Origin of the sequence: Bacillus swezeyi (genome assembly GCF_001969815.1) — a bacterium.
GTDB lineage: Bacteria > Bacillota > Bacilli > Bacillales > Bacillaceae > Bacillus > Bacillus swezeyi.
On record NZ_MRBK01000004.1, the window covers coordinates 381,689 to 406,114 of the forward strand.

General features: G+C 45.8%; 20 protein-coding genes and 1 riboswitch. Of the genes, 2 read left to right on the top strand and 18 right to left on the bottom strand.

Features of this window, described 5'->3' with window-relative positions:
• Nucleotides 1-16: 16 nt before the first annotated feature.
• The 6 genes from BTA30_RS04665 to tenA all read right to left on the bottom strand — a co-directional run bounded on the left by BTA30_RS04665 (nt 17) and on the right by tenA (nt 6,788).
• Nucleotides 17-1,843 (bottom strand): beta-glucoside-specific PTS transporter subunit IIABC, encoded by a 1,827-nt coding sequence (locus tag BTA30_RS04665; RefSeq protein ID WP_076759867.1) that lies wholly within the window; start codon nt 1,841-1,843, stop codon nt 17-19.
• Nucleotides 1,844-2,159: 316 nt separating this feature from the next.
• Entirely contained in the window at nt 2,160-2,993 is an 834-nt protein-coding gene (gene licT, locus BTA30_RS04670) for a BglG family transcription antiterminator LicT (RefSeq protein WP_076759870.1), read from the bottom strand.
• 217 nt (nt 2,994-3,210) lie between these two features.
• Nucleotides 3,211-3,945, bottom strand: a complete 735-nt coding sequence (locus BTA30_RS04675) for an energy-coupling factor transporter transmembrane component T family protein (protein WP_076759873.1) — start codon at nt 3,943-3,945, stop codon at nt 3,211-3,213.
• Nucleotides 3,942-5,531, bottom strand: coding sequence for an ABC transporter ATP-binding protein (locus tag BTA30_RS04680; protein WP_076759874.1), 1,590 nt, complete (start codon nt 5,529-5,531; stop codon nt 3,942-3,944). The genes BTA30_RS04675 and BTA30_RS04680 overlap by 4 nt, the downstream gene beginning before the upstream one ends.
• Nucleotides 5,506-6,105 carry an ECF transporter S component gene (locus BTA30_RS04685; RefSeq protein WP_076759877.1) on the bottom strand — a complete coding sequence of 200 codons (600 nt, stop codon included), beginning with the start codon at nt 6,103-6,105 and terminating at the stop codon, nt 5,506-5,508. The genes BTA30_RS04680 and BTA30_RS04685 overlap by 26 nt, the downstream gene beginning before the upstream one ends.
• Nucleotides 6,102-6,788, bottom strand: a complete 687-nt coding sequence (gene tenA, locus BTA30_RS04690; RefSeq protein WP_076759879.1) for a thiaminase II — start codon at nt 6,786-6,788, stop codon at nt 6,102-6,104. Before tenA ends, BTA30_RS04685 begins: the two co-directional genes overlap by 4 nt.
• A gap of 111 nt (nt 6,789-6,899) precedes the next feature.
• A riboswitch (TPP riboswitch) is annotated at nt 6,900-7,004 on the bottom strand.
• Between the two features lie 231 nt (nt 7,005-7,235).
• Between tenA and BTA30_RS23310 the strand changes: the two genes are divergently transcribed.
• A complete protein-coding gene (locus tag BTA30_RS23310; protein WP_164470216.1) occupies nt 7,236-7,397 on the top strand; it encodes a hypothetical protein in 162 nt (53 codons plus the stop codon).
• 75 nt (nt 7,398-7,472) lie between these two features.
• On the opposite strand, the gene aceA is transcribed toward BTA30_RS23310, so the two are convergent.
• The 3 genes from aceA to yhfH are packed head-to-tail and all read right to left on the bottom strand — an operon-like array spanning nt 7,473 to nt 10,537.
• Nucleotides 7,473-8,750: an isocitrate lyase gene (aceA, locus tag BTA30_RS04695; RefSeq protein ID WP_076760264.1), complete on the bottom strand. Its 1,278-nt coding sequence runs from the start codon at nt 8,748-8,750 to the stop codon at nt 7,473-7,475.
• Between the two features lie 16 nt (nt 8,751-8,766).
• On the bottom strand, nt 8,767-10,356 hold the full coding sequence (gene aceB / locus BTA30_RS04700; RefSeq protein WP_076759881.1) for a malate synthase A: 1,590 nt from the start codon (nt 10,354-10,356) through the stop codon (nt 8,767-8,769).
• A 43-nt stretch (nt 10,357-10,399) separates the two neighbouring features.
• Nucleotides 10,400-10,537 (bottom strand): protein YhfH, encoded by a 138-nt coding sequence (yhfH, locus tag BTA30_RS04705; RefSeq protein ID WP_076759884.1) that lies wholly within the window; start codon nt 10,535-10,537, stop codon nt 10,400-10,402.
• Between the two features lie 204 nt (nt 10,538-10,741).
• Between yhfH and BTA30_RS04710 the strand changes: the two genes are divergently transcribed.
• Nucleotides 10,742-12,832 carry an ArnT family glycosyltransferase gene (locus tag BTA30_RS04710; RefSeq protein WP_094777297.1) on the top strand — a complete coding sequence of 697 codons (2,091 nt, stop codon included), beginning with the start codon at nt 10,742-10,744 and terminating at the stop codon, nt 12,830-12,832.
• Nucleotides 12,833-12,891: 59 nt separating this feature from the next.
• Here BTA30_RS04710 and BTA30_RS04715 read toward each other — a convergent pair whose 3' ends face one another.
• The 9 genes from BTA30_RS04715 to abnB form a co-directional block, all read right to left on the bottom strand.
• On the bottom strand, nt 12,892-14,832 hold the full coding sequence (locus BTA30_RS04715; protein ID WP_076759889.1) for an ABC transporter permease: 1,941 nt from the start codon (nt 14,830-14,832) through the stop codon (nt 12,892-12,894).
• Nucleotides 14,822-15,583, bottom strand: a complete 762-nt coding sequence (locus BTA30_RS04720) for an ABC transporter ATP-binding protein (protein WP_076759891.1) — start codon at nt 15,581-15,583, stop codon at nt 14,822-14,824. The genes BTA30_RS04715 and BTA30_RS04720 overlap by 11 nt, the downstream gene beginning before the upstream one ends.
• A gap of 99 nt (nt 15,584-15,682) precedes the next feature.
• Entirely contained in the window at nt 15,683-16,687 is a 1,005-nt protein-coding gene (locus BTA30_RS04725; protein ID WP_076760265.1) for a sensor histidine kinase, read from the bottom strand.
• Nucleotides 16,687-17,376 carry a response regulator transcription factor gene (locus tag BTA30_RS04730; RefSeq protein WP_076759893.1) on the bottom strand — a complete coding sequence of 230 codons (690 nt, stop codon included), beginning with the start codon at nt 17,374-17,376 and terminating at the stop codon, nt 16,687-16,689. Before BTA30_RS04730 ends, BTA30_RS04725 begins: the two co-directional genes overlap by 1 nt.
• A 245-nt stretch (nt 17,377-17,621) precedes the next feature.
• Nucleotides 17,622-19,031 (bottom strand): aryl-phospho-beta-d-glucosidase, encoded by a 1,410-nt coding sequence (gene bglH, locus BTA30_RS04735; RefSeq protein WP_076759895.1) that lies wholly within the window; start codon nt 19,029-19,031, stop codon nt 17,622-17,624.
• A 60-nt stretch (nt 19,032-19,091) separates the two neighbouring features.
• On the bottom strand, nt 19,092-20,939 hold the full coding sequence (locus BTA30_RS04740; RefSeq protein WP_076759897.1) for a beta-glucoside-specific PTS transporter subunit IIABC: 1,848 nt from the start codon (nt 20,937-20,939) through the stop codon (nt 19,092-19,094).
• 342 nt (nt 20,940-21,281) lie between these two features.
• Nucleotides 21,282-21,824: a hypothetical protein gene (locus tag BTA30_RS04745; protein ID WP_076759900.1), complete on the bottom strand. Its 543-nt coding sequence runs from the start codon at nt 21,822-21,824 to the stop codon at nt 21,282-21,284.
• Nucleotides 21,825-21,837: 13 nt separating this feature from the next.
• A complete protein-coding gene (gene yxeI / locus BTA30_RS04750) occupies nt 21,838-22,824 on the bottom strand; it encodes a penicillin V amidase (RefSeq protein WP_076759902.1) in 987 nt (328 codons plus the stop codon).
• A 132-nt stretch (nt 22,825-22,956) separates the two neighbouring features.
• A complete protein-coding gene (gene abnB / locus BTA30_RS04755; protein ID WP_239693600.1) occupies nt 22,957-24,360 on the bottom strand; it encodes an arabinan endo-1,5-alpha-L-arabinosidase AbnB in 1,404 nt (467 codons plus the stop codon).
• Nucleotides 24,361-24,426: the final 66 nt, after the last annotated feature.

Consider the following 24,426-nt stretch of genomic DNA (forward strand, 5'->3'; position numbering starts at 1 on the left):
TCCCTCCTATGCGTGATTAAATTAATATCATGATCAAATCTTCGGTTCTAACCCGTTTTTGATCGGTTTGAACAACATCACTGTACTGATTTGAATTTGTAACGACTACAGGCGTTTTCACGTCAAAACCTTCACGAATCAAAGCTTCCAAATCGAATTCTGCGAGAATATCACCCCGTTTCACTTTTTGTCCTTGCACCACTTTTGAATCAAAATGCTTCCCTTCCAGCTTTACTGTGTCCACACCGATATGAATGAGGATTTCGGCTTGACTTTCAGTTGTGATGCCATATGCATGCCCTGTCGGAAAGGCAGTTGTCACCACGCCGTCCGCCGGCGCTGCTACGATTCCTTTTGCCGGCAGCACCGCGACCCCTTCTCCGAGCGCTCCGGATGAGAAAACTTTATCAGATACTTCTGTCAGCGGCAGCACGTCTCCTTGCAAAGGGCTGTAAATCTTTTCTCCGGAGCCTTTCCCGGTATGCTGCTGCTGTTTCTCGTCAATAGGATCGTCAAACCCGACAATATAAGTGAGCACGATCGATAAAACAAAAGAGACTGAGATTCCGATGATAAACCCGAGAAATCCCGGTCCGTAAAATATCGGAATCGTCAACAAGCCCGGTGCCCCCGAGGCGATCGCGACGCTGTGGGAATAGCCGATAATGGCGCCGCCTGCGGCCGCACTGATGACACCGCATACAAATGGCTTTTTCAGCCTCAAGGTTACACCGTAGACAGCCGGCTCGGTGATTCCGAAAATCCCCGTTATGGCGGCTGATCCCGCCAATGTCTTCAGCTTCTTATTTTTCGTCTTGAGCATGACGCCGAAAGCGGCACCTGTTTGGGCAAACACGGCGGCGGCCGTCGCCGGCTTGATGTAATCTTTCCCATGGACGGCAATGTTATTGAGAATCACCGGTACGATGCCCCAGTGAATCCCGAAGATGACAAGGATTTGCCACAACGCCGCAATGATCGCACCCGCCAGAATCGGGCTGACATCAAACACGGACAGAATCGCAGCGGCGATGCCGTTCCCCGTATATACGCCAAGCGGACCAAATACGATCAAGGTTAGCGGCACCATCACGACAAGGCAGATTACGGGGGTGATAAAGTTTTTCACGCTATCATGGATGATACGCATGCAGTACTTCTCAAGCCAGCTCATCACAAATACGGCAAGGATAATCGGAATCACGGTGGAAGTATAATTCATCAAGACAACGGGAATCCCGAAAAACTCCGTATCTGCACCGCTGTTTTTCAATTCAAGAATGGATGGATAAATCAACGCCCCTGCCATTGTAAGGGCCACAAATAGATTCGCCCCGAATTTCTTTGCGGCCGTAACGGCCAGCAGCAAAGGCAGAAAGTAAAATAAACTGTCGGCTGCCGCGTACAGAATGGTATATGTCGTCTCTTCGGCCGTCAGCCAGCCCGCGTTCGTACAAATCAAAAGCAGCCCTTTTAAAATCCCGGCTCCCGCCATCACGCCGAGCAGAGGCGTAAAAATACTGGACACGACATCTACCAATCTTCCTGCCAGGTTTCCTTTTTCTTTTTGGCTCTGATCAGCCGGGGAATCTTCCAGTATATTGGATATCCTGCCAATCTCTTTGTATACTTCAGGAACGTGGTTGCCGATGACGACTTGGAACTGTCCTCCGCTCTCGACCACCGTCACAACCCCGTCGGTCTCTTCAAGCGCTTTCTTATCTGCCTTGGAGCGATCCTTCAGCTTAAAACGCAGCCGTGTTGCACAGTGGACTAGAGAAACAACATTTTTTTCTCCTCCGATATGCCTCAAAATTTCCTTGGCTAATGATTGAACATCCATCCATGACCATCTCCCGTCTCCTAAAAGAACCTATGTATCTAGTAAAAAATAAAAAACCTAAACTAAAGCCCGTTTCAAACGGCTTAGTTTAGGTTTTGCCTGCCGAACAGTAACAATCCTTGCTGTAATCATTATGAAAATGAAAAAAACCTAAATCACTATGAAAAACAGGCGCACAGCTGCCCCGCATCACAGTCATTTAGGTTTTGCCTGCATGATCAGTAACAATCCTAAAGAAAACATTTATGAGTCGATTTACATCAAAATTAGCACACATTCAACCGATTGTCAACGCTTTCATTTTTGTATCATCCCCTTATGCTTGGTGAACGACCCTCTCGATATGTATCGTTAAATACAGCAATTCTTCACTTGTCAGATCATGCTGGTATTCCTTTTGAATGTACTGTCTGATTTTATTTGTGCATACATAAGCATCCCGGTATTTATTTTTCACAGTTTCAAATAAAAAATCATCTTTGCTTTCCATATAGGTTCCGCTGAACAGCCGCTGCGCAAAAAACTTTAAATGGGTAATAAACCGGTAATAATGGAGCGATTCTTCATCAAAATTAATATGAAAATGGTATTTGACGATACTCAAAATTTCTTGCATGACTTTCGTGATATTCACGATATTCGGCATTTCTTCATTCAATTCAGCGTTTACGATATGGAGCGCGATAAAAGCGGCTTCATCTTCGGGCAGAGTGATCCCTGTCTTATTTGCGATGATCTGCAATGCTTGCTTGCCGATGGCAAACTCGTCTTTATAAAGGCGTTTCGTCTCCCAAAGCAAAGCATTTTTAATATCCAAGCCCTTTTTGTGCCTTTCGACAGCAAAATGGATATGATCGGTCAGCGATACATAAATGCTGTCATTCAGCTTTTTGCCGAGCTTCATTTTCGCATAGCTGATAATCTCCTCAGACATTTCCATAAACTCGATCGGGATTTCATCTAAAAGCGTTTTAAACCTTTCTGATACATCTTTATTATCCAGCCTGAAAATCTTCTCAATTCTCTTTTCATCCACCTGCTCGCCAGGCTTTTTTTGAAAAGCGATTCCTCTGCCCATGACCACTAATTCCTGACCTTGTTCATTTAAAACACTGATCACATTATTGTTGATCACTTTGGCAATTTTCACATCGCGCCACTCCCATCTTTTAAATAAGGGGATTTTCTATATTTCTTTTTTCATATGTTACACATTGATTGTACAACCTATTTTGCCTAGGTCAATGTTTTTCAGTCAATCTCCCTTGAATGTTTTATATTACCAGAACCCCTGTCCTTGCAGCATTTATAAAAAAAGAGCCGCGTCTGGGCTCTGAAATCATAAAATTGTTAATAATTTCCTTTAATTAAGCTGCAAGCAATATGACCGCCACAGCAAAAAGCAAACCTGCTAAATATGCTCCATCTTTTACGGATAGCCGGGTCGTTTGATAGTACGTCCTGTCTCTCGTCCCCGTAAATCCGCGCGCTTCCATGGCAACCGCGATTCTTTCCGATTTGCGGATGCCTTGCGAAAACAGCGGCAGTGAATAGCGGATAAAGGCTTTCCGGCTGTTTTTTTGCTTATAGCCTCTAATTTTATGGGCAGCTTTCATCTGCGCCAGCTCTGATTGAAAGAGCGGAACAAAGCGAAAACCCGCCAATAGACCGTACGCCCATTTAGGTGACAGCCGGCATTGATGAATCAAGCTCATGATGAACTGTGTTAAATCAGTTGTTGACGTAAACAGCAGTCCATAAGTGACAAATCCGAGCATCCGCAGCGCAATCGTCAAGCCATTGCTCACGCTTTCCTTTGTGACATGGAACCAGGCCCATTGCCACAGCGTTTCTTCTCCTTTACCAAAAGCGGCCATCATCCAAAATACGAGAATGAAAAACACGAGATAAGGCAAAAGACGCTTAGCCAAATAGGCCAATGTCCAGCCGCCGAGAAAGACGCCGATGGAAACAGCGAGCAGCCAAATTAACAAGGTTGCTTTCGGATCTGATACAGCCATTAGAATACACATCGCCAACAGATGGGAAAAGAGCTTGGCGCTCGGATTCAGTTTTGAAAGAAGCGAATGATTGCTTTTCATATCAGCACTTTCTCCTTTGCGGCGTGCATCAGCTGGTAATGAAGGGGCGGGATCAATGAGAACTCTCGAATCAGGCTTTGATCGGAAAATAATTGATATGGTGTTCCCTGATAAGCCGCCTTCCCCCGGTGGAAAACGATGACTTGATCAGAATGCTGGTCAACGATATCCATATCATGGGTAACCATGACGATCGTCGTTCCGCGTTCTTGGCGATTTTTTAACCGCCTAATCAGTTCTCCTGCCGTTTTTTCGTCCTGGCCGAATGTCGGTTCATCAAGCAGGAGCAAATCTTGGTCAAATAAAAGCATCGTCGCTACGCTTAAACGCCGTTTCTGCCCTAAACTTAATGTAAAAGGATGTGCCTGCGCATGAGAAGTCAGCCCGAATTCCTTCAGCAGTTCAGCCGTTTTCCCCTCGATCTGCTGCTCTGGCCAGCCTCTCTGTCTTGCGCCAAATGCGATTTCCTCAAACACTGTATCTTGAATAAATTGAAGCTCCGGATTTTGAAAAACAAAACCGGCCTTTTCATACAATAGGCGGTCAGACCATTTTTTCAGGTCGCAATCCTCTAAATAAAGCCGGCCTTTTTTCACTGCTTCCAGCCGGATCAAGCTTTTTAAAAAGGTGCTTTTTCCGCTGCCGTTCTCCCCGATAACCGACACCCATCCGCCTTTTGGAATCTGCACATTGATGCCCTCTGCCACCGTCTTTTTCCGATAGCCGATTGCCGCATCTTCGGAGCGGATCAATGCGGCGCCGCTTTTCAGATCGCTTTTTTCCGCCAGTGCTCTGATTTTCAGCCGGGCGGAGAGCTTGACGGCAAGCGGATGACGTTCATCATCGACGACTTCACGCCATGAAGCCGGATATAGCTTCGGCTGCCATATCCCTGCCTCTTTCATTTCCTGCTGATAGTCATGCAGAATGTCTTCCGGCTTCCCGTCGGCAATGATCCGTCCGTTTTTGCCTAAAAGGATGACGCGATCCATCCATTCGATGCAGCCGTCCAGCACATGTTCAATAAATACCATCGTCTGCCCGTTGTTTGCGGATAGATCTTTCAGTAAAGCAAATATCTCCTTTCTGCTTGCCGGATCGAGCTGTGCGGTCGGCTCATCAAAAAACAGCACTTCCGGCTCCAGAGCCAATAGACAGGCTAATGCGAGCCGCTGTTTCATCCCGCCTGACAAGGTTTCGATTGGCGTCCTCCTGTCGATGTCCAATCCGACCTGCTCCATTACATCCCCGATCATTTGATCCATATGTTGACGGGGAACAGACCTGTTTTCAAGACTAAAAGCGATTTCTTCGTCAACATGAAGCATGCAAAACTGTGAATCCGGGTCCTGAAACATAACGCCCGCACTCCTTCTGCGGTTTATTTCACCGCTGACATCCGCTTCAATGTGTTCGGGAATAATCCCGGACAGAGCCGAAATAAGCGTCGATTTTCCGCTTCCGCTCGGCCCGAGTATTAACACTTTCTCTCCTTTTTGAATCGATAAGGTGACGCGGTCCAATATTGTTTCAGACCGATGGTAAAAGCGAATGGAGAGATTATTGCATCCTAGATATGAATTCATTTGATTCATCCTTTTTACGGTGCTCCTTCATGATTTCATACTGATCAAGGACACCCGTTTTCGCGAGTGCTCCGACAACGGCTTTGGCAAGCCAGCCGCCCAGAATAATGCCGCTGATGATTTGAATGGCTAAGGTCAGAATCAGCGTTTCCGTCGTATAGTAGGCAAAACCGTTTGCCATCAAGCTGTATGCCATGCTGCCGACCGCTGCCAGCGCACCGGAAAGCATAAGAGTAAACAGGTTATAGCGCTTATAGCGAAACATCGCAAACGCGATTTCCGCCCCGGCCCCTTGGAAAACGCCGATCAGCAATGCGGACAAGCCAAAATGGCTGCCTGTCAACAGCTCAACCGCTGCTGCGGCCGTCTCGGCAATCAGAGCTGCCCCCGGTTTGCGGATGATATAAGCAACGATCGGACTGGCAATCACCCAAATGCCAAACATAAAGTTTGCGCCGACAGGGCCGACAATGGCCGATACAGGAATCCACAACGTAGACCAGCCTAAGTAAATAACACCGCAGGCTACCGCTAATATCACTGTCATTACGACTTCTTTCATATTCCAATTCATCGTCTCGCCTCCTCCATTTCAACCGGCCAATTTTCAACTGTGTAAGCCATCTCCCAAAATCCGTATTCCAGCTGGCAGCTCTGCAAAAAAAGCTCTTTCATTTTTTGTTTTTCGGCCTCGCCCGCTGCTTCTGCCCATTCGTCCAAACGGGTGCAGAACATCGTCGTGATTGAATCGGTTCTGTCCCCGTAAAAATGAATCCAGTCATAGAATGGATGCGACGGATCAGGCTGCACTTCCTTCAGCAGCTTTTTGCCAATCTCCCAATAAGTCCACGGACAAGGCAATAAAACGGCTACAATCTCTCCAAGCGTGCCTTCATGCGCCGCCGTCAGCATATGGCGGATATAATGATGGGCAGACGGGGCCAGCGGATAGCCTTGCAGAGATTCATAGGCTACGCCTGCAGCCCGGCACAAATTGTTATGCGGATGCACTTCACTGTTTAAAACAAAGGAAATCTGCTGGTGAAACATTTCCATGTCTTTGCGGTTCTGACACTTTGAAATCGCAATTCCATAGATTTGGATAAAGGAATTCAAATACTCATAATCTTGTTTCACATAATGGATCAACTGTTCCTTTTCCAGGCGGCCTGAGGCCAATCCTTGTACAAATGGATGCTGAAAAATCGCTTCAAAAATGGGGTCTGCCTCACGGCGTAGTTCTGCTGAAAAACTCATGACAGAGAGCCTCCTTCATCATTTTAAGGAAGGCACAGGGGGAAATAAGCGGCTTCTTTTATACAAAAAAGCCGCCCCAAAATGGAGCGGCTTTGACATGATAACATCATAAAGACACCGACTCCACTTCCCTACGCTAGTATGAACTAGATCAGGTTCAAAGGGTCCAAGATTACTTCTTGTCTCAGCCAGCTTATGGCTCCCCTAGTGGACTTCCTATTACATTAACTTTTACTCTACACATCAAAGTTCATGATGTCAACCTGTGACGGGTTTGAAGAAACTTCCGACCATTGTGTCCAAGCCGCTCTCTTCTGCCTGGCGGGTTTTTGTCAATATGATTTACACAATTTTAAAATATTTATAGAAAAATATAAATTTTCTGAAACTTTTTCCTAGCTCATCCGTCTAATATATAGAAAACAAAAAATTTTTGGAGGGGATATTATGATGATGTTTATCTTGATTTTGACAATGGCTGGGTATTTGTTTTACTCTTTCAGCAAAGATAATCGGCCGGCCAAAAGAAGTGACAAGGCTCAGCATCGTAAATTGACTGTACTTCGGGAACATCCTTTGACAGCCCCTTCCAATGACGTCAACTGCTAAATTCACATTCCATACACCATCAATAAGCTAGCCGCCTATTTAAGATAGGCGGCTTTTTCATGTCCTTAAGGCTTTTTACGGCTGAAACTGCTCTGCCTCCGTCGAGCCTTTCAGCGCCGTTGTAGAAGAGGTTCCGCCTGTGACGACCTGCGCCACTTCATCAAAATAGCTTGTTCCGACTTCGCGTTGGTGCCTTGTCGCCGTATAGCCGTGTTTTTCACTGGCAAACTCAGCCTGCTGCAGCTCAGAGTACGCCGCCATCCCTCGATTGTTATATTGGCGAGCCAACTCAAACATCCCGTGATTTAATGCATGGAATCCTGCAAGTGTGACGAATTGAAATTTATAGCCCATTTCACTGAGCTGTTTTTGGAAATTCAGAATGCTGTTATCATCCAGTTTGGCTTTCCAGTTAAAAGAAGGAGAGCAATTATAAGCGAGAAGTTTGCCAGGGAATTTCTCATGGATCGCCTGAGCAAATCGGCGCGCTTCTTCAATGTTCGGTTCAGATGTTTCACACCAGATCAAGTCGGCATATGGCGCATATGCCAAGCCTCTGGCAATCGCCTGATCAAGACCCGATTTTGTTTTGTAAAAACCCTCAGATGTGCGCTCTCCCGTCAAAAACGGCGCATCATATTGATCAATATCGCTAGTGATGAGATCGGCCGCATTCGCATCGGTACGGGCGATGAGAATGGTCGGCACTCCCATGACGTCTGCGGCAAGGCGCGCGGCAATTAAATTGCGAACCGCCGTCTGCGTCGGAAGCAATACTTTTCCGCCCAAATGGCCGCATTTTTTCTCAGATGAAAGCTGATCTTCGAAATGGACCCCCGCGGCGCCAGCCTCAATCATGCTTTTCATCAATTCGAACACATTGAGCTGTCCGCCGAAGCCTGCTTCGGCATCGGCTACGATCGGCGCAAACCAATCTATATCATCTTTTCCTTCCATATGGTGAATTTGGTCTGCACGCTGAAGGGCGCGGTTGATTCTTTTGACGACATCTGGAACGCTGTTTGCCGGATACAGGCTTTGGTCTGGATACATGCTTCCAGAAAGGTTTGCATCCGCAGCCACCTGCCAGCCGCTTAAATAAATCGCTTTCAATCCCGCCTTGACTTGCTGCATCGCCTGATTCCCGGTTAAAGCGCCAAGCGCAGCAATGAAATCCTCTGTGTGGAGAAGCTTCCACAGCTTTTCGGCGCCGTGCCTTGCGATCGTGTATTCAATCTCCAGCGAACCCCTCAGGCGAATGACATCAGATGCCTTATAAGGTCTTGTGATTCCGCCCCAGCGTTTGTCATGCTCCCAGCTTTCTTCAATCTGCCTTGCCTTTTCTGCCATCATCATGAAATTCCTCCCATTACATTTTTTCATAAGCGGGAATCGTAAGAAACTCCGCAAATTCATCATCTAAAATCATTTGTTCAAAAATCTGTCCTGCCTCTTCGAACCGTCCGCTCTGAAATTGTTCCCTACCGACTTCACCGATGATTTTCTCCATTTCTTCCTCTTTCATCGTCTTGAACATCTCAACCGTCACTTCCCTGCCGTCGTCAAGAATCCCTTTTGGATGGCGAATCCACTGCCATAGCTGGGCTCTCGAGATTTCAGCCGTTGCCGCATCCTCCATTAAGTGGTCAATCGGTGCTGCACCTCTGCCAGACAACCAGGAAGCGAGATAGCGGATGCCGGCGCTGATATTGGTGCGGACACCTTCTTCCGTAATTCGGCCTTTCGGCACTTCAAGCAAGTCTTTCCCCTCAATCTCGACATCTTCTCGTTTTCTATGAATCTGGTTTTCCGTCGGCATATGTTCATTAAATACGTCAAGGGCTGTTTGAATCATCCCAGGATGTGCGATCCATGTCCCGTCATGGCCGTCTTTTGCTTCCCGCTCCTTATCTTCACGAATCTTTGCGAAAGCGGCTTCGTTAATTTCCGGTTTGTCTTTAGCAGGAATCTGCGCCGCCATCCCTCCGATGGCATGGGCATGCCTTTTATGACACGTTTTGATGGCCAAAAGGGAGTAGGCTCTCATGTTGGGGACTGTCATCGTCACGGCTGAGCGATCAGGAAGGATGACTTCATCCCGGTTCTTGAATTTCTTAATGAAGCTGAAAATATAATCCCATCTGCCGCAGTTGAGGCCGGCTGAGTGTTCCTTCAATTCATACAAAATTTCATCCATTTCAAAAGCCGCCAAAATCGTTTCGATCAAGACCGTTGCTTTAATCGTGCCCTGTGGAATACGCAAGTCATTTTGAGCATAGACAAACACGTCATTCCAGAGTCTTGCTTCAAGATGGTTTTCGATTTTCGGAAGGTAGAAATAAGGGCCGCTTCCTTTTTCGATCAGCGCTTTTGCGTTATGAAAGAAATATAGGCCAAAATCGAATAAGCTCGCTGATACAGGCTTGCCGTCAGCCAAAACATGCTTTTCCTCCAAATGCCAGCCCCTCGGCCTGACCTTGATGACAGCCGGGTTTTCCTTCAGCTGATAGCGCTTTCCAGCCTCATTCGTAAAGGAAACCGTCCCGCGGACCGCATCTCGCAAATTGATCTGGCCTTCTATACAATTTTTCCATGTCGGCGAATTCGCATCTTCAAAATCAGCCATAAAAACCTTTGCTCCTGAATTCAGGGCATTGATCACCATTTTTCTGTCAACCGGGCCGGTTATTTCAACCCGGCGATCTTCCAAATCCGGCGGAATCGGTGCGACTGTCCAGTTTTCTTCCCTGATATGCTTCGTCTCTTTCAAAAAATCAGGATTTTTCCCTTGGTCAATTTCTGCCTGAACGATTTTTCTGAGGTTTAATAAATCCCGCCTTCTGCCGCCAAAATGGTACTCAAGACGTCCGATAAACTGAAGCGCTTCCTTTGTTAAAATCTCTTCATACTGGGGATTCATCGATCCGGTAATATGAATCCTTTTCACTTCTGTTTTCATTTTTCTCCCCGCCCTTTTCATCATTGTTATCAAACAGTTTCCCTTACTCACCTTTCTTAGCAAGACAGCGCTCACATTCCATGAAATAGGATTCAGCCTGCTCCTCCACCTGCTCCCCGCATTCAGGACACGTTTTTTTGGGAAGCGTTCTGAAAAACTCCATCGGGCTTTTCATGCTCATTGTTTTCACTCCTTTTATAACACAGATTTTGTTTTTTGTTTCTGTTGTAGTACAGTATACTGCGCAAAAATGAAAATGTACACACTTTTTCCAAAAAATAATTATTTTTTTCCATTCAAACAAAAAATAGAATGTTCTCTTTTTATTCATAACTTGTTCATATTTTTCTTTTAGAATAGGGATTATAAAGAGGTGAACTTGATGATGAAAATAAAAAAACCCGATTTCATTCTTGCTGCAATTTTGTTGGCAGCCCTTATTCTGAATACATATAACATTTGGCAGGATGATGCTGCCAACCAGTATTATTTGGCAGCGGTCAAAAGCATGACGCAAAGCTTCCACAATTTCTTCTATGCTTCATTTGACCCTTCCGGATTTGTATCAGTTGATAAGCCGCCGCTTGTTTTATGGATTCAAACGATTTTTGCGAAGATCTTCGGCGTCCATACGTGGAGTGTGATTTTGCCGCAGGCGCTGGCAGGGGTCGGTTCTGTCTATCTGCTCTACATCATGATAAAGCCCAGATTCGGAAAAGGCGCAGCACGCATCTCAGCTCTTGTGATGGCGCTGACCCCGATCGCCGTGGCCGTCAGCCGGACGAATAATATCGACAGCATGCTCGTGTTCACACTGCTATTCGGCACATGGTGTCTGATGAGAGCGGTCAAACAAGGCAAGCTCATCTGGTTATTGGCGGCATTCGGCCTCGTCGGACTCGGATTCAATATGAAAATGCTTCAGGCCTTCATGGTGCTCCCGGCCTTTCTGCTGTTTTACCTGATCGCGGCAAAGGCGAAATGGAAGAAAAAAATCATCTCAGCTGTACTGTCGCTTATTGTCCTCACCGGCATATCACTTTCATGGGCGTTTGTCGTCGACTATACATCAGCGGACAGCCGTCCTTATGTCGGAAGCAGCCAAACCAACTCCGTGCTTGAGCTGGCTTTCGGCTACAACGGCACAGAGCGCCTTCTCGGGCAAACGACAGGCAACGCACGCGGCGACATGAACGGCTTTGGAGGGGATATGCAGGCGCCGGGCGGAAAGAACTCGTCTGACGGCTCCAATGGTCAAAACGGAAACATGCCTAACGGCAGCATGCAGCCGCCGGGCGGAAACGGTTCATCAGATGGCCATTCTCAAACGCAAGACGGCAACACTCCTAACGGGGGTATGCAGCCGCCGAACGGCGGACAAGGCGGACCTGGCGGAGGAAACGGAGGTCCAGGAGGAGGCAATGGCGGCGGACAAAGCATGAACATGTTCGGCACCGGCGACGCAGGCCCGCTGAGACTCTTCCAATCAGCGCTTTCCGGCCAAATCAGCTGGATGCTTCCGTTCGCATTGTTCGGACTGCTTGGTATGATCATCAGCTGGTTCCGCGACCGCCGCGAAAAAGCGGATGAAATGAAAGAAACCCTTTTCTGGGCCGCATGGCTCGTCCCTGTCGCCGGATTTTTCAGTATCGCAGGGTTCTTCCATCATTATTACTTGATCATGCTGGCACCGCCGATCGCCGCGCTGTCCGGAATCGGATGGTACGCCATGTACGGCTTATACAAAAATCAAAAAGACTGGGCAAGCTACCTGCTTCCGGCAGCCGTATTGATCACGGCCGCATTCCAAGTCTATATTTTAAGTGGTTATACGGAACAAATCGGCAGCGCCTGGATGTACGTCTTGGCAATCCTGGGACTCGGCGTCACCATCGCCCTTCTCATGCTCAAGCGAAGCCATCCGTTCGGCAAGCAGCTGACCATCATCAGTTTGTTCATTTTTCTTCTCACACCTGTCTATTGGTCGGCGACACCGCTTTTATACGGCGGAAACAGCGTCCTTCCTGAATCAGGACCGCAGCTGAAAAGCTCAATGGGAGGAAGCGGCGGCGGAATGTTCAGTTCGGAAATGGATGAAGGGCTGCTCTCATACCTTCGGGAACAAAATACGGGCGAAGAGTACTTATTCGCTACCTTGACGACAGTGACCGCAGCACCATATATCATCAATGCCGACGAATCCGTCATGGCGCTCGGCGGCTTTAACGGCACTGACCCAATCCTGACGGTCAGTGAGCTGAAGAATCTCGTCAAAGAAGGAAAAGTGAAATATTTCCTGATCAGCGATAACTCAGGCAACAGTGAGCTCGTCTCTTGGATCAAAGAAAACGGAACCGAAATTTCGTCTGACGAATACAGCAGCTCCTCAAACAACACAGACAGCACCACACATCAGGGCATGAGAGGCGGCCCTGGCGGCGGACAGCAGGAAACGCTTTATGAAGTTGAGTTGTAAGAAATGAAAGAAGCCCATCGGTAGAAATCCGATGGGCGTTTATTATTTTTAATCTCTGCTTACAGCGCTGACTTAATCACCTTTTTATAGTAAAGGACCGACAGCAAACCAAAAATAGAATACAGGACGGTATATACAGCCATCACCATGATCATCGGCGTCCACACCTCTGTTCCGAATAGGAACCAGCCGGATTGAACGGCAAAGTAGCTGTGAAAAAGGCCAATGACCAATGGAATGCCGAAGTTATAAATTTGCTTGATGCGTATCCCCTTCAGCAAGTCTCCCCGTGTAAAACCGAGTTTTCTTAAAATGGTATAATTCGGTCTTTCATCTTCACTTTCACCCATTTGTTTAAAATAAAGGATGCATCCCGATGTGATCAGGAACGTTAATCCTAAAAAGCCTACGATAAACATGGCAATGCCATAAATGGACTTTTGAGCGACACTGTAATCAAGGCGTGATAAATGCCGATCGCTTTTATTTACGTTTGCAAAAAGCTCATTTGCTTGCTGAAGCTGACCATCATCTTTCACATTGATCCCAATAAAAACACTCGGTTGCTGCTGCAATTTCGGATCTTTATCATTGTTCAGCTGTTTAAATCGTTCATCATCCACAATGACAACAGGCAATCCCCCGCTGGTAAAGTTATAGGATAAAAGAAACTCCTTTCTCAAACCTAAATAGTTTAATGAATTCGTCTTATGCCGACCGCTGATTGTAATCCTGCCGGAATCTTTTAAAGCCATAAACTTTTGCAGAAGATCGGTATATCCGGAGAAAATCGCGTCTCCCTTCGGCACGTCAATCCCGTCAATCTCTTTATCGCTAACCACTGCGAGCTGTAGTTTCCGAGGATCTCCAGCCATATCTTCAGGTTCTCCTTCTACAATGTTTTCTAAGTTGAAGATCGCTTGTGCTACATGGATTTCTTCTTTGCTATACGAAATGCCATTTTCGTTTAATAACTGCTCATACTGTTTTGCACCCTTTTGATTGGTCATGGCAAAATCAGCCGCTACGGATTGATCAGCTGTTTTCTCCGCGGAATAATACGAAATATAGCATAGGGACAGTAACCCTATTGCCAGCGCGGAAACGGTCGTAATAATCGTCAACAATAAAGCGTTTGATTTCATTCGGAACATAATCGACGAAAGGGATAACACTTCGTAAACATTCAAGTATCCTCCCTTGCTTTTGCGAATGATATTCGAGATAAAGGTGACTGAACCTTTATAAAAGAGGTATGTGCCGATGATGACAGACCCGAGAATCAAGCTCATCACATAGAACAATTCGTTTATCGTTTTGAATTTTCCGCCGAACAGCTCGGTGGAAAGATAATATCCAGACAAAATAAACAAGATCCCCAGCAAACCGATCAGCATTTGGAAAACGGATATTCTTTTGACTTGATCTTCCGTAGATGAAGTCGCCTTAAACAAAGATAAAATGCTTTGCTTTTTGATAAATGTAAGATTCATGACCATAATCAAAAGGTAGATGACACAGAAGACAATGATGGTTTGGACCAATGCTTCCCAGGAAAAGTGCAGTTCCGCTTTCGCTTTAACATCTACAATTTTGAACAAAATCATAAGAGCAAGCTTTGACATCGAAAATCCGGCAAATACCCCAACCAGTAAAGAGCCGAAATAAAGCATGACATTTTCCGCGCTCAAGATGCGGAAGATTTTATGCTTCGTCATGCCGATTAATTGAAATAAACCGATTTCTTGACTCCGCCTTTTAATAAAAATCGTATTGGCGTATAAAATAAAGACCGATACCACTGCCACGAGCAAAATAGATGCGGTTTTAATTGCCGCCGCCCCTTTAATCGAAGCTTTCACTTCATTAATCGCAGGGTCATATTGCAGTGTGACAAACGCGAAATAAAGCGCCACGCTGAAAATTAACGCGAACACATAGAGGTAATAATTCCGTATATTTTTTTTCAGGTTGCGAATGATCAGCTGATTAATGTTCATGCTGAACCCCGCCTAACACGCCCTGTGTTTTCATAATATCCTGAAAGAACATCTGCCTGCCCTGGCCGCCTTTATTCAGCTGTGTATAAATTTGACCGTCTTGTATAAAAACCACTCTGCTGCAGAAGCTGGCGGCAACCGGATCATGGGTGACCATAATAATCGTGGCATGACGCTTTTGATTTAAGTGACTCAGCTTATTTAACAAATCCGAGGCCGATTTTGAATCAAGCGCACCGGTCGGTTCATCAGCGAAAATAATGCTTGGTTCATGTATGAACGCCCTTGCGGCTGATGTACGCTGTTTTTGCCCGCCGGAAATTTCATTCGGGTATTTATTCCGCAAATCGTAAATTCCCAATTCCTTCGCTACTTCCTCAAACTTTCGATTGGCTTCTTTTTTAGACATTTTCGTAATCGACAACGGCAGCAGAATATTTTCTTTCACTGTCAGCGTGTCGAGCAAATTGTATTCTTGAAAAATAAAGCCTAAATGCTGTTTGCGGAATTCAGCGAGCTGTCTTTCCTTCATATTGGTCATCTCGTTCTGGTTAATGGTAATGGTTCCGTCACTCACCTTATCAATAGAGGACAGAACATTGAGCAAAGTCGTTTTGCCAGAACCTGACGCACCCATTATACTGACAAATTCACCCTTTTGAATCTGAATGTCGATTCCCTTTAATACTTCTTGTTTATTGAACTTATTTCCGTAGCTTTTTCGAATTTTATTAGCTTCTAAAATGATCATTTTTATTCTCCTTTAAGTTGGATAATTTTATTATAGAAAGGAGTACAATGGTTTTCCTTCGATTAAGCTAACAAAAAAGAAAAGCATGTGACATTTTTGTCACACGCTTATCACCTGCGCCAACTCATTTCGTTTTGAAAAAATTAGCGTAAAGGTTGTACCAGCCCCCGGAGTTGAGTATACTTCAATCTGTATCAGCAGCTGCTTTGCCGCTTTTTTCGCCAAGTACAGCCCCATTCCTGTAGAAGTTTGGTCATGATGCTCCGTTGTTGATGTAAACCCCTTGTCAAACACGCGTGATATATCTTTGGGATCAATACCCCGCCCGAAATCTTCCACTTCGAGATGCACCTGTTCACCTTGTTCATAGCTTCTAATCAAAATATCAGATGCTTCACTATACTTCACTGAGTTGGTCAACAGCTGTCTGATGATAAAAGAGAGCCACTTCGCATCGCTGAGCACTTCTTCTGCTGCAAGCTGAATATCAAAACCGATCCCTTTTTGAATACACCACGATTGTAAATCTTTAATCTCTTTGAATATCAATGATTTGAGCTCAAGAACCTCTATTGACAGGTCATTTTCGATAAATGACATCCGCTTTTGATGCAGCTGCTGATCGAGAAGCAGGTGGATGCGCAGCCATTCGTATGCCAACTGGGATTTTAACGATTGATCTTCTGTTCTCTCAATGATTAAATGCATAGCGGTTAACGGTGTTTTTACTTCATGTATCCAAGCCATTAGTTCATCTTTTTCATTCTCTAACGCTAAACGGTGCCGTGTTGCCGATTGCTTTAATTGTTCTGTCTGTCCTGTGATGCTTCTCTCAATAATCGATTCAAAAGGCGTTTCCGCTTCACTGATATTTGTGACATCAAGGTTGTTTTCCCATGCTTTAAGACTTTTATAAAACGCTGTTTCCTTCCGGCAGCGGATCAAGACAAAAACAATAAAGATCAGAATAGACACGTAGACCATATAAAGGATCGGCGTTAATGGGATGGACGAATCGACATAGGCAATGAACAGCATAAGGACCTGCTGAAATAAAAACATGGCAATCCAGCTTCGCCTTTCAGTAAAAAACGCTTTGATCATCATACTGATCCTTCTTCTCTCGCTTTGTAGCCCTGGCCGATCTTCGTCTCGATATATTGCCCCAGATTCAAGGCATCCAGTTTTTTTCTCAGACGGTTGATATTGACCGTCAGCGTATTATCGCTTACAAAACGCTCATCGTTCCACAAGCTTCTGATCAGCTCTTCCCGGCTCACAATTTTATTTTTTTGTTCAATCAGCTGCTTTAAAATAAACATTTCATTCTTTGTCAGTTCAATGGCGCCTGCCTCATTGCTGACGAGATTTTGTTCGATATCCACGGTCGCTCCGCACCAGGATTTGAGAATGTTGGGCTCCGTATTATAGTCATAAACACGACGGAAAATGGCCTGGATTTTGGCAATCAGCACATCAAAATGAAACGGCTTTTGAATAAAATCATCCGCTCCGAGTTTCATTGACATCACCATATCAGCCGGATGATCACGCGAGGATAAAAAGAGAATCGGAACATTTGAACGGGAGCGGATCAACCGGCACCAATGAAACCCGTCAAATTTAGGGAGCTGAATATCAATGATCACGCAATCAGGCTTAATCTCCGCAAATTCTTGCATCACTTGGTTGAAATCCTGAATGCCGTACACATCATATGACCATCCAGTTAAACGTTCTTTCATTTCTTGAAACAGTGATTCATCATCTTCAATCAGCAACAGTTTAAACATCGGACTCACCGCACTTTTTTCTTTTATATGTCAAGTGTATAGCAAAACATTTTCATGTGCTACAGAGAAGGGCCGGCCCTAAAAATCTCATCAAAGAGAAATATGTTTCACTGTGAACATTCAATCGATTAAACCCTCATCAAAATCCTGTATTACCTTTATATTTAAGTTCTGCCCCTCCCCCGTAAAGCTCAATGTATAGTGAAAAAAGCTGCTCCCCTAGGGAACAGCTCTTTATCATTGCCTTACAAACTTTCGCCATTCGTTTCAATCACGTTCTTATACCAGTAAAAGCTTTTCTTCCTCGTTCTCTTCAGCGTTCCTCTTCCTTCATTGTCGCGGTCAACGTAAATATAGCCGTAGCGTTTTTTCATTTCCGCGGTGGAGGCGCTGACCAGGTCGATCGGTCCCCATGATGTGTAGCCGATTAAGTCGACACCGTCTGCGATCGCTTCTCTCACTTCTTTTAAATGGTCGCGTAAATAGTCGATTCTGTAGTCATCCTGGATGGAGCCGTCTTCTTCGACGACATCGACGGCGCCGAGCCCGTTTTCAACAATGAAAAGCGGCTTTTGATAGCGGTCGTACAATGTATTCAGCGTAATGCGGATCCCTTTAGGATCGATCTGCCAGCCCCATTCGGAAGATTCGAGATACGGGTTTTTAATTCCGCCGAGCAAGTTGCCTTCCGTTTTTGCCAAGTCTTCCGGATTCGTGCTCGCGACCATTGACATGTAATAGCTGAAACCGATATAGTCGACGGTGTTTTCCTTTAGGATGCCTTCATCATCTTCAGCCATTTCAATCGTAATGTTGTTTTCTTTTAAGAAACGTTTCATATAGCCTGGGTAAGCGCCGTGTGCCTGAACGTCTGAGAAAAACAGCGTTTTTCTCTCATTCTCCATTGCGGCGAGCACGTCTTCCGGCTTTGGCGTCATCGGGTATGTCGTCGTTGCGGCGATCATACAGCCGATTTTAGCGTCCGGAATAATGTCTCGGCCCGCTTTTACGGCAAGGGCGCTGGCGACAAATAGATGATGCGCCGCTTGGTACATCCCATTTAATTTGTTTTCGCCTTCTTCAAACACAAGGCCTCCGCCTGTAAACGGCGCATGCAGAACCATGTTGATTTCGTTGAATGTCATCCAGTATTTCACTTTGTCTTTGTACCGGGTAAAAACCGCTTTCGCAAAACGTTCATAGCATTCGATCACTTTCCGGTTTTTCCAGCCGCCGTATTTTTTAATCAGGCCGAGCGGCATTTCATAGTGGGAAATGGTGACCACAGGCTCGATGTTGTATTTTAGGAGCTCATCAAACAGATTGTCGTAAAATTGAAGGCCTTCTTCATTCGGTTCGCTCTCATCGCCGTTTGGAAAGATCCGCGTCCAGGCAATCGATGTACGAAACGCTTTAAAGCCCATTTCGGCAAAGAGGGCGATATCTTCTTTGTAGCGATGGTAAAAATCAATACCTTCATGATACAAGTTCAATGAATCCATTGATTCATCAAAAGGATACATCACCCCGTTCGGTGATACATCGGCTGTAGAAAGTCCCTTTCCGCCGGCATTAAACGCGCCTTCCACCTGATTTGCGGCAACCGCGCCGCCCCATAAAAAACCTTCAGGAAATTTTTTTGCATTTTTACTCATATCATTTCACCTCATCTATAGTTTGTCGGCCAACACCCTTTAAAAGCGGGCTCGCTATTTCTACGTTAACACGATCAGCGCTTCTTCAGGTTTGACGTTTTCAGCAGTTTTCACAGGTTTAACCGATTGATACCGCTCTGTATTTGTAATGATGACCGGTGTAATCAGCTGGTAGCCGGCTTTCTTGATGGCCTCCATATCAAATGAGACGAGCTGGTCACCAGGTGTTACAACGTCTCCTTCCTGGACATGCACCGTAAAATGTTCACCGTTTAATTTCACTGTATCGATCCCGATGTGAATAATGATTTCCGCACCCTTGTCGCTTGTGATGCCAAGCGCGTGCTTCGTTTGAAAAACCGTTGTAATCGTCCCTGATACCGGTGACACCACTTCACCTTCCTCAGGCTCAATGGCAACACCTTTCCCCATCACTTCTCCGGAAAATGTCGCATCATCCACTTCGCTTAACGCTTTGACTTCGCCTTTCATGGGACTGTGAATAATTTCTCCTGCCGCCGCATTACCTTGAGGTTCGGCTTTAGCCTGAGCGTCATCTTCCTCTGAAGGCACATCTTCAAACCCTAACAGAAAAGCGATAATCGTCGCTGCAAAAAATGCTATGACGAGCCCGATCATCGCCTGAACGAACGTAGGACCGATGAATGTTGGAATGCCAGGCAATCCGGCGTTTCCGCCAACGATGTAGGATGCAACTCCTGTGATACCGTAAAATGCACCGCCGACGGCTCCGCCGAGAAGCGCAGAGACAAACGGCTTTTTCAGCCTCATGTTGACACCGTACATCGCCGGCTCCGTAATTCCCATCAACGCCGTGATGCTTGTCGTCATCGACAACGATTTGAACGTTTTATTTCTTGATCGTAAAAAGACTGCGAATGAAGCGCCCGCCTGCCCCATATTGGCCAGGAACATGGCCGGCATCAAATAGTCGTATCCGTTTTGAGCGATATTGTTGAGCATAATCGGCACCAGTGCGTAATGCATTCCCGTCATAATGATGAGTGAGAACGTTCCGGCCAACAGAACCATCGCAATGAGGCCGGCATGCTGGAATAAATAGTTCACACCGACAGAGAGGTAGTTTCCCATAATCGCTCCGAGCGGACCGACCGTGATCAATGTGACGGGCACGACAATCAGCAGGGTGAAGGTCGGTACAAAGATGAGCTTCAAAGAAGTCGGCGTGATTCTATCAATCCATTTTTCTACATAAGATGAAATCCAGATGGCAAGCAAAATTGGAATGACCGTCGACGAATACGTGGCAGCGGTTACAGGCAATCCGATAAAGGAAATGCTTTTGCCTGAAGCAAGCAGAGCCGTCAGATCAGGATGCAAAATCGCCGCGCCGATAGCCGCCGCAACATAAGGGTTGCTGCCGAATTTTCTCGCTGCACTGACTGCAAGCAATAAAGGCAGGAAGTAGAAAGCCCCGTCGCCGATGGCAGACAGAATGGTGTGCGCCTGACTCTTCTCGCTCAGCCAGCCGAACGTCACGGCTAACGCAATAATCCCCTTGATCATACCCGCACCGGCGATTGCCGGCAGAATCGGGGTAAATACGCCTGAAATGACATCAAAGATGGCGGCAAGCACGTTTTTCTTTTGCGAAGATGGTTGCCCTGCCTTTGCGTCGCTAAGACCGCTGTTGGCGATGATCGCTTTATACACGTTCGGCACATCATTTCCAATGATAATTTGAAATTGATCACCGCTGATATTCGTGCCCATTACAGCAGGCATATTTTCCAGTTTCACGCGGTCTGCCTTCGTGTTGTCATAAAGGTTAAAACGCAGTCTTGTCATGCAATGAATGACGCTTTGTACGTTCTCTTCACCGCCTACGAGTTGTAAAATGTCTTTTGATACTTTATTATAATCCATATGAGTATACCTCCTCTTTGGGGGAATCTGCCGGACTGAAGGTGGCCGCCTTCACCCGGCTTTTTTTATTGTGTTTCTTTGATTAAGATTTTAGTAATTTCGCCTCACCTCCTCATTTCAGGCATAAAAAAAACCTAAATTACGCCAACGCTGACGGGACAATCTCCCGGAACGATGCGTAACTTAGGTTTTGCCTGCTTAGCAGTAACAATCCTTAGGAACTTGGTGCTATTAGTTTGTAACTTTACTTTAGCACCTGCTTTTGTTTATGTCAACGCTTTCATTACGAATGTCATATAAAAATAGAATAGTGAGAATCAATTTACTCCCAGTATAAGCAAACTAAGGCTTTATACCCTTATTTCTCAACTTCTTAGCTTTCGCTGCTTTCCGTCCAAGCAATGAAGGCGCTCTTCTTGTTTTCCTTTGTTTTGTCTGCTTTGTGCCGGCTTCTTCCGGTTCCTGCTGCTTATGAAGAATAAAGCCGGCGATCAGAAAAGGAATGCCTGACAAATTTGTGAAAATATTTTTGATGCCCATTGCCAAAATAAAAGAGCCCCACGCCGAATATGGATTTTTTCTAATTTTTATATAGGACGTAATTTCCAGGGCAATAAAAATAAGCGACTGCACTAGAATGCCGATCAGCATGATCAAAATGAAAAGGAGGGCCAAGTTAAACAAAGTGCCCGAGTAAACCATCAATTTAAGCATGTCTACGAAAGTCGCAGCCTGTGTGTAACCGCTCACGACATTTGGATTCCAAACGGTATAAGAGTCAAACTGATGTTTGAAATGAAAAAACGCCAATAAAATCATTAACCAATAAATGATATGTAAGCTGATGCCTAATAAGGTAAGTCTGTTTGCTGCTTTGTTTTGCATGTCGTTCCTTCTTTCATTGAAGCGAGTGGATCGCCTGTTCTTGATTGGCCTGGAACGATTTTAACTCCTTCCTATCCAGGTCTTCTTTCAGTAAGCATACTTTTTGAACCTGCCTATTTTGATAGTGGTGATAATAGTAGCTGCACGTTTCGCTGCACATGACCGCCGTATATTGGGTATAATCATCTTCACCTTGTTCTGTGATGACAACCCCTTTCGGTATATTCATACTGGAGAGAATATGAAAGGCTGCCGATACACCTTCTGTCTCGCCGGAAACAGGCTTTATATGCTCTTTTAAATATGCGGCTCTGATAAAGCGTGATGGCGGCGTGAAATCTCCCGGCAGCCCAGCTAGTCCCGAGCCTTGGCCAAAGGCGGACAATGTCAGCTTCCCGACTTTTTTAGCGGTAAACTGCCCCGGCCGCAGCCCAATGTAATTTCTCAAATTGGTCAAATGCCATGGAAATTCCGGACTGTTCGTCAACACGCCAACCGGATTATCATGAATTTGGATGCCGTCTGCCGTCGGTTCAACAACGATGCTTCGGCCAGTGCGATCAGATATGAACCAATGGAGCGGCGTTACCGTCTTCAGCAGCCCGACCTCTTTCTCCACAATGGCAAGCGAAGCGACAGCTTTCTCCACATCTTCCACATCACCGCATCCGGACAGCACCCATGTCACAAATTCATGAGGGGCAATATTATGGCGATGATCTTTCACCTCTTTTTCATATACAGCATAGCCCGGGAAATAAAGTGCGGCACAGGTGAGCCCTTTTTCATTCAGACCATCGGCAAATAAAGCATTATTAAGCCTTCTGCCCATCCCGATAAACGCGTAGGAACCCTCATTTACCTTGCCGTCCGCTTCACTCTCCCATTTGTAATGCCGCGGATGCAGCAGCACTTCTCCATCAAGCTGAAAAGCAAAATCCATTGTTCTTGCCAATAAATGCTCCTGATCAGCGGTTTTCAATGTCATACTTGTACACATTGCACTTCATCCTTTTCGTTTGATATTACACTTAGTTAACAATTTATGTTTCATGTTATCGAATTGGAAAAGATTCGTCAAAAAGAAAGAGTTAAAATGGCCTCCCTGTAGCACGAGGCCATTTTAATCAAATTACTTACTCCCCCAAACCGCATCACCATCACGAGACAACGCACTAAACGTCATGACCTTCCGCTCGGCGTTCGTATCCCACTGTCGCAAAAGCATGCCATGGTATTTTTTTCCGTCGATGGTCAGTTCAATACGGTTTTTCCCTGTTTTCTTCCATTTCCCTGTTACCTCGCCTGATACTTTACCACTCTGATTTAAACGGATGTCGACCGATTCTTTAATGTCTGCAGAGATGTCTTTCCCATGCCGCACCAATTGGTAGTCTCCAGTCACATCAGATTTCTTCACCTTCCCGAGCTTCTCTCCTGCGTAGCGATGAGGTGTGACGACAGGCCAGCCCTCTTTGTTCATCAACATTTGATGGACGCGGACTTCGTGTTCCTCGCCTCGTTCAGGGAAGCGGGTGTGGAAAATTAAATACGATTTGCCGGTATCCTCATCGTAAAAGGCTGAGTTATGGCCTGGTGAAACATAGCCGCTTTTATTTTCAAACGAGAAATTGCCCATGAGCTTGACCCCGTACGGTTCGATTGAACGGTCGTCAAAAAGCGTGCCTTCTTTGCCGCGCACGTCAATCATCGCATGGCCTTCCGCATCATAATACGGGCCGTCAGGATGTTTGGAGCGGGCGACACGGATGTTGTATCCGCCATCAGCAGCGAGGCCCCCGAAGGACATGTACATGTAATAATATTGTGTTTCTGGATTGTAGAGAATGTATGCGCCTTCAATTCGGCTGTGGTTGCCGCCGATCAGCTTTTTGCCATATCCCTGATTCGGCAGAGGCAGCCCGGTTTTCCGGTCCATTTCTAAAATAAAAATCCCGCCGGAGTAGGAGCCATATACCATCCACAGCTTTCCGTCTTTATCAAAGAATGTGTGCGGGTCGACGACATTCGGATGCTTTGTGGCGTCATAAGGAGTTCCGTCATTGCTGATGCCGTCCATTCCCGATTTTAAAAAGATGCCTTGATTTTTGTACGGACCTTCAATGTCGTCTGCGACGGCAAGACCAAGGGCCGATCTCGGCGAATCACCGCGGCAAGCGTTGTAATACATATAAAATTTGCCGTCTTCAAGCTGTGTGACATCCGGCGCCCACAATGTATCGCTCTCCGCCCATTCAAAGGTTTCTTTTAATTCTTCATACACATTGGGAATCAGGGGGTTGTTGTTGTTTACACTTGAAGAAATTTGCGTCCATTGCATGAGATCGGTTGATTTGGCGGAAGCCAAATGAGAGCCGAATACATAGAAAGTATCATTGGCTTTAATGATTGATGGATCATGAACCGTAACTTCCGAAAAAACAGGTTTTTGAGCTTGTGCAAAAGCTGAGCTTGGCATGAAGCAGGCAGTGATGATGAAAAGCAACGCAAGGACTTGAAAGGAACGCTTACTCATATTCATTTGTTCTCCTCTCTTTTGAAACGCTTTCATATTTTGACAATCCATCATATGCTGCTTATC

Coding starts and splice junctions, on each gene's coding strand:
- BTA30_RS04665 (WP_076759867.1), bottom strand. CDS start 1,843: ATGGATGTTCAATCATTAGCCAAGGAAATTTTGAGGCATATCGGAGGA.
- BTA30_RS04720 (WP_076759891.1), bottom strand. CDS start 15,583: ATGATCATTTTAGAAGCTAATAAAATTCGAAAAAGCTACGGAAATAAG.
- BTA30_RS04685 (WP_076759877.1), bottom strand. CDS start 6,105: ATGAATTGGAATATGAAAGAAGTCGTAATGACAGTGATATTAGCGGTA.
- bglH (WP_076759895.1), bottom strand. CDS start 19,031: ATGAGTAAAAATGCAAAAAAATTTCCTGAAGGTTTTTTATGGGGCGGC.
- aceB (WP_076759881.1), bottom strand. CDS start 10,356: ATGAAAACAGAAGTGAAAAGGATTCATATTACCGGATCGATGAATCCC.
- yxeI (WP_076759902.1), bottom strand. CDS start 22,824: ATGTGTACAAGTATGACATTGAAAACCGCTGATCAGGAGCATTTATTG.
- aceA (WP_076760264.1), bottom strand. CDS start 8,750: ATGATGGCAGAAAAGGCAAGGCAGATTGAAGAAAGCTGGGAGCATGAC.
- BTA30_RS04725 (WP_076760265.1), bottom strand. CDS start 16,687: ATGATCAAAGCGTTTTTTACTGAAAGGCGAAGCTGGATTGCCATGTTT.
- tenA (WP_076759879.1), bottom strand. CDS start 6,788: ATGAGTTTTTCAGCAGAACTACGCCGTGAGGCAGACCCCATTTTTGAA.
- BTA30_RS04675 (WP_076759873.1), bottom strand. CDS start 3,945: ATGAAAAGCAATCATTCGCTTCTTTCAAAACTGAATCCGAGCGCCAAG.
- BTA30_RS04730 (WP_076759893.1), bottom strand. CDS start 17,376: ATGTTTAAACTGTTGCTGATTGAAGATGATGAATCACTGTTTCAAGAA.
- BTA30_RS04715 (WP_076759889.1), bottom strand. CDS start 14,832: ATGAACATTAATCAGCTGATCATTCGCAACCTGAAAAAAAATATACGG.
- BTA30_RS04740 (WP_076759897.1), bottom strand. CDS start 20,939: ATGGATTATAATAAAGTATCAAAAGACATTTTACAACTCGTAGGCGGT.
- BTA30_RS04710 (WP_094777297.1), top strand. CDS start 10,742: ATGAAAATAAAAAAACCCGATTTCATTCTTGCTGCAATTTTGTTGGCA.
- yhfH (WP_076759884.1), bottom strand. CDS start 10,537: ATGAGCATGAAAAGCCCGATGGAGTTTTTCAGAACGCTTCCCAAAAAA.
- abnB (WP_239693600.1), bottom strand. CDS start 24,360: ATGAGTAAGCGTTCCTTTCAAGTCCTTGCGTTGCTTTTCATCATCACT.
- BTA30_RS23310 (WP_164470216.1), top strand. CDS start 7,236: ATGATGATGTTTATCTTGATTTTGACAATGGCTGGGTATTTGTTTTAC.
- BTA30_RS04680 (WP_076759874.1), bottom strand. CDS start 5,531: ATGAATTCATATCTAGGATGCAATAATCTCTCCATTCGCTTTTACCAT.
- BTA30_RS04745 (WP_076759900.1), bottom strand. CDS start 21,824: ATGCAAAACAAAGCAGCAAACAGACTTACCTTATTAGGCATCAGCTTA.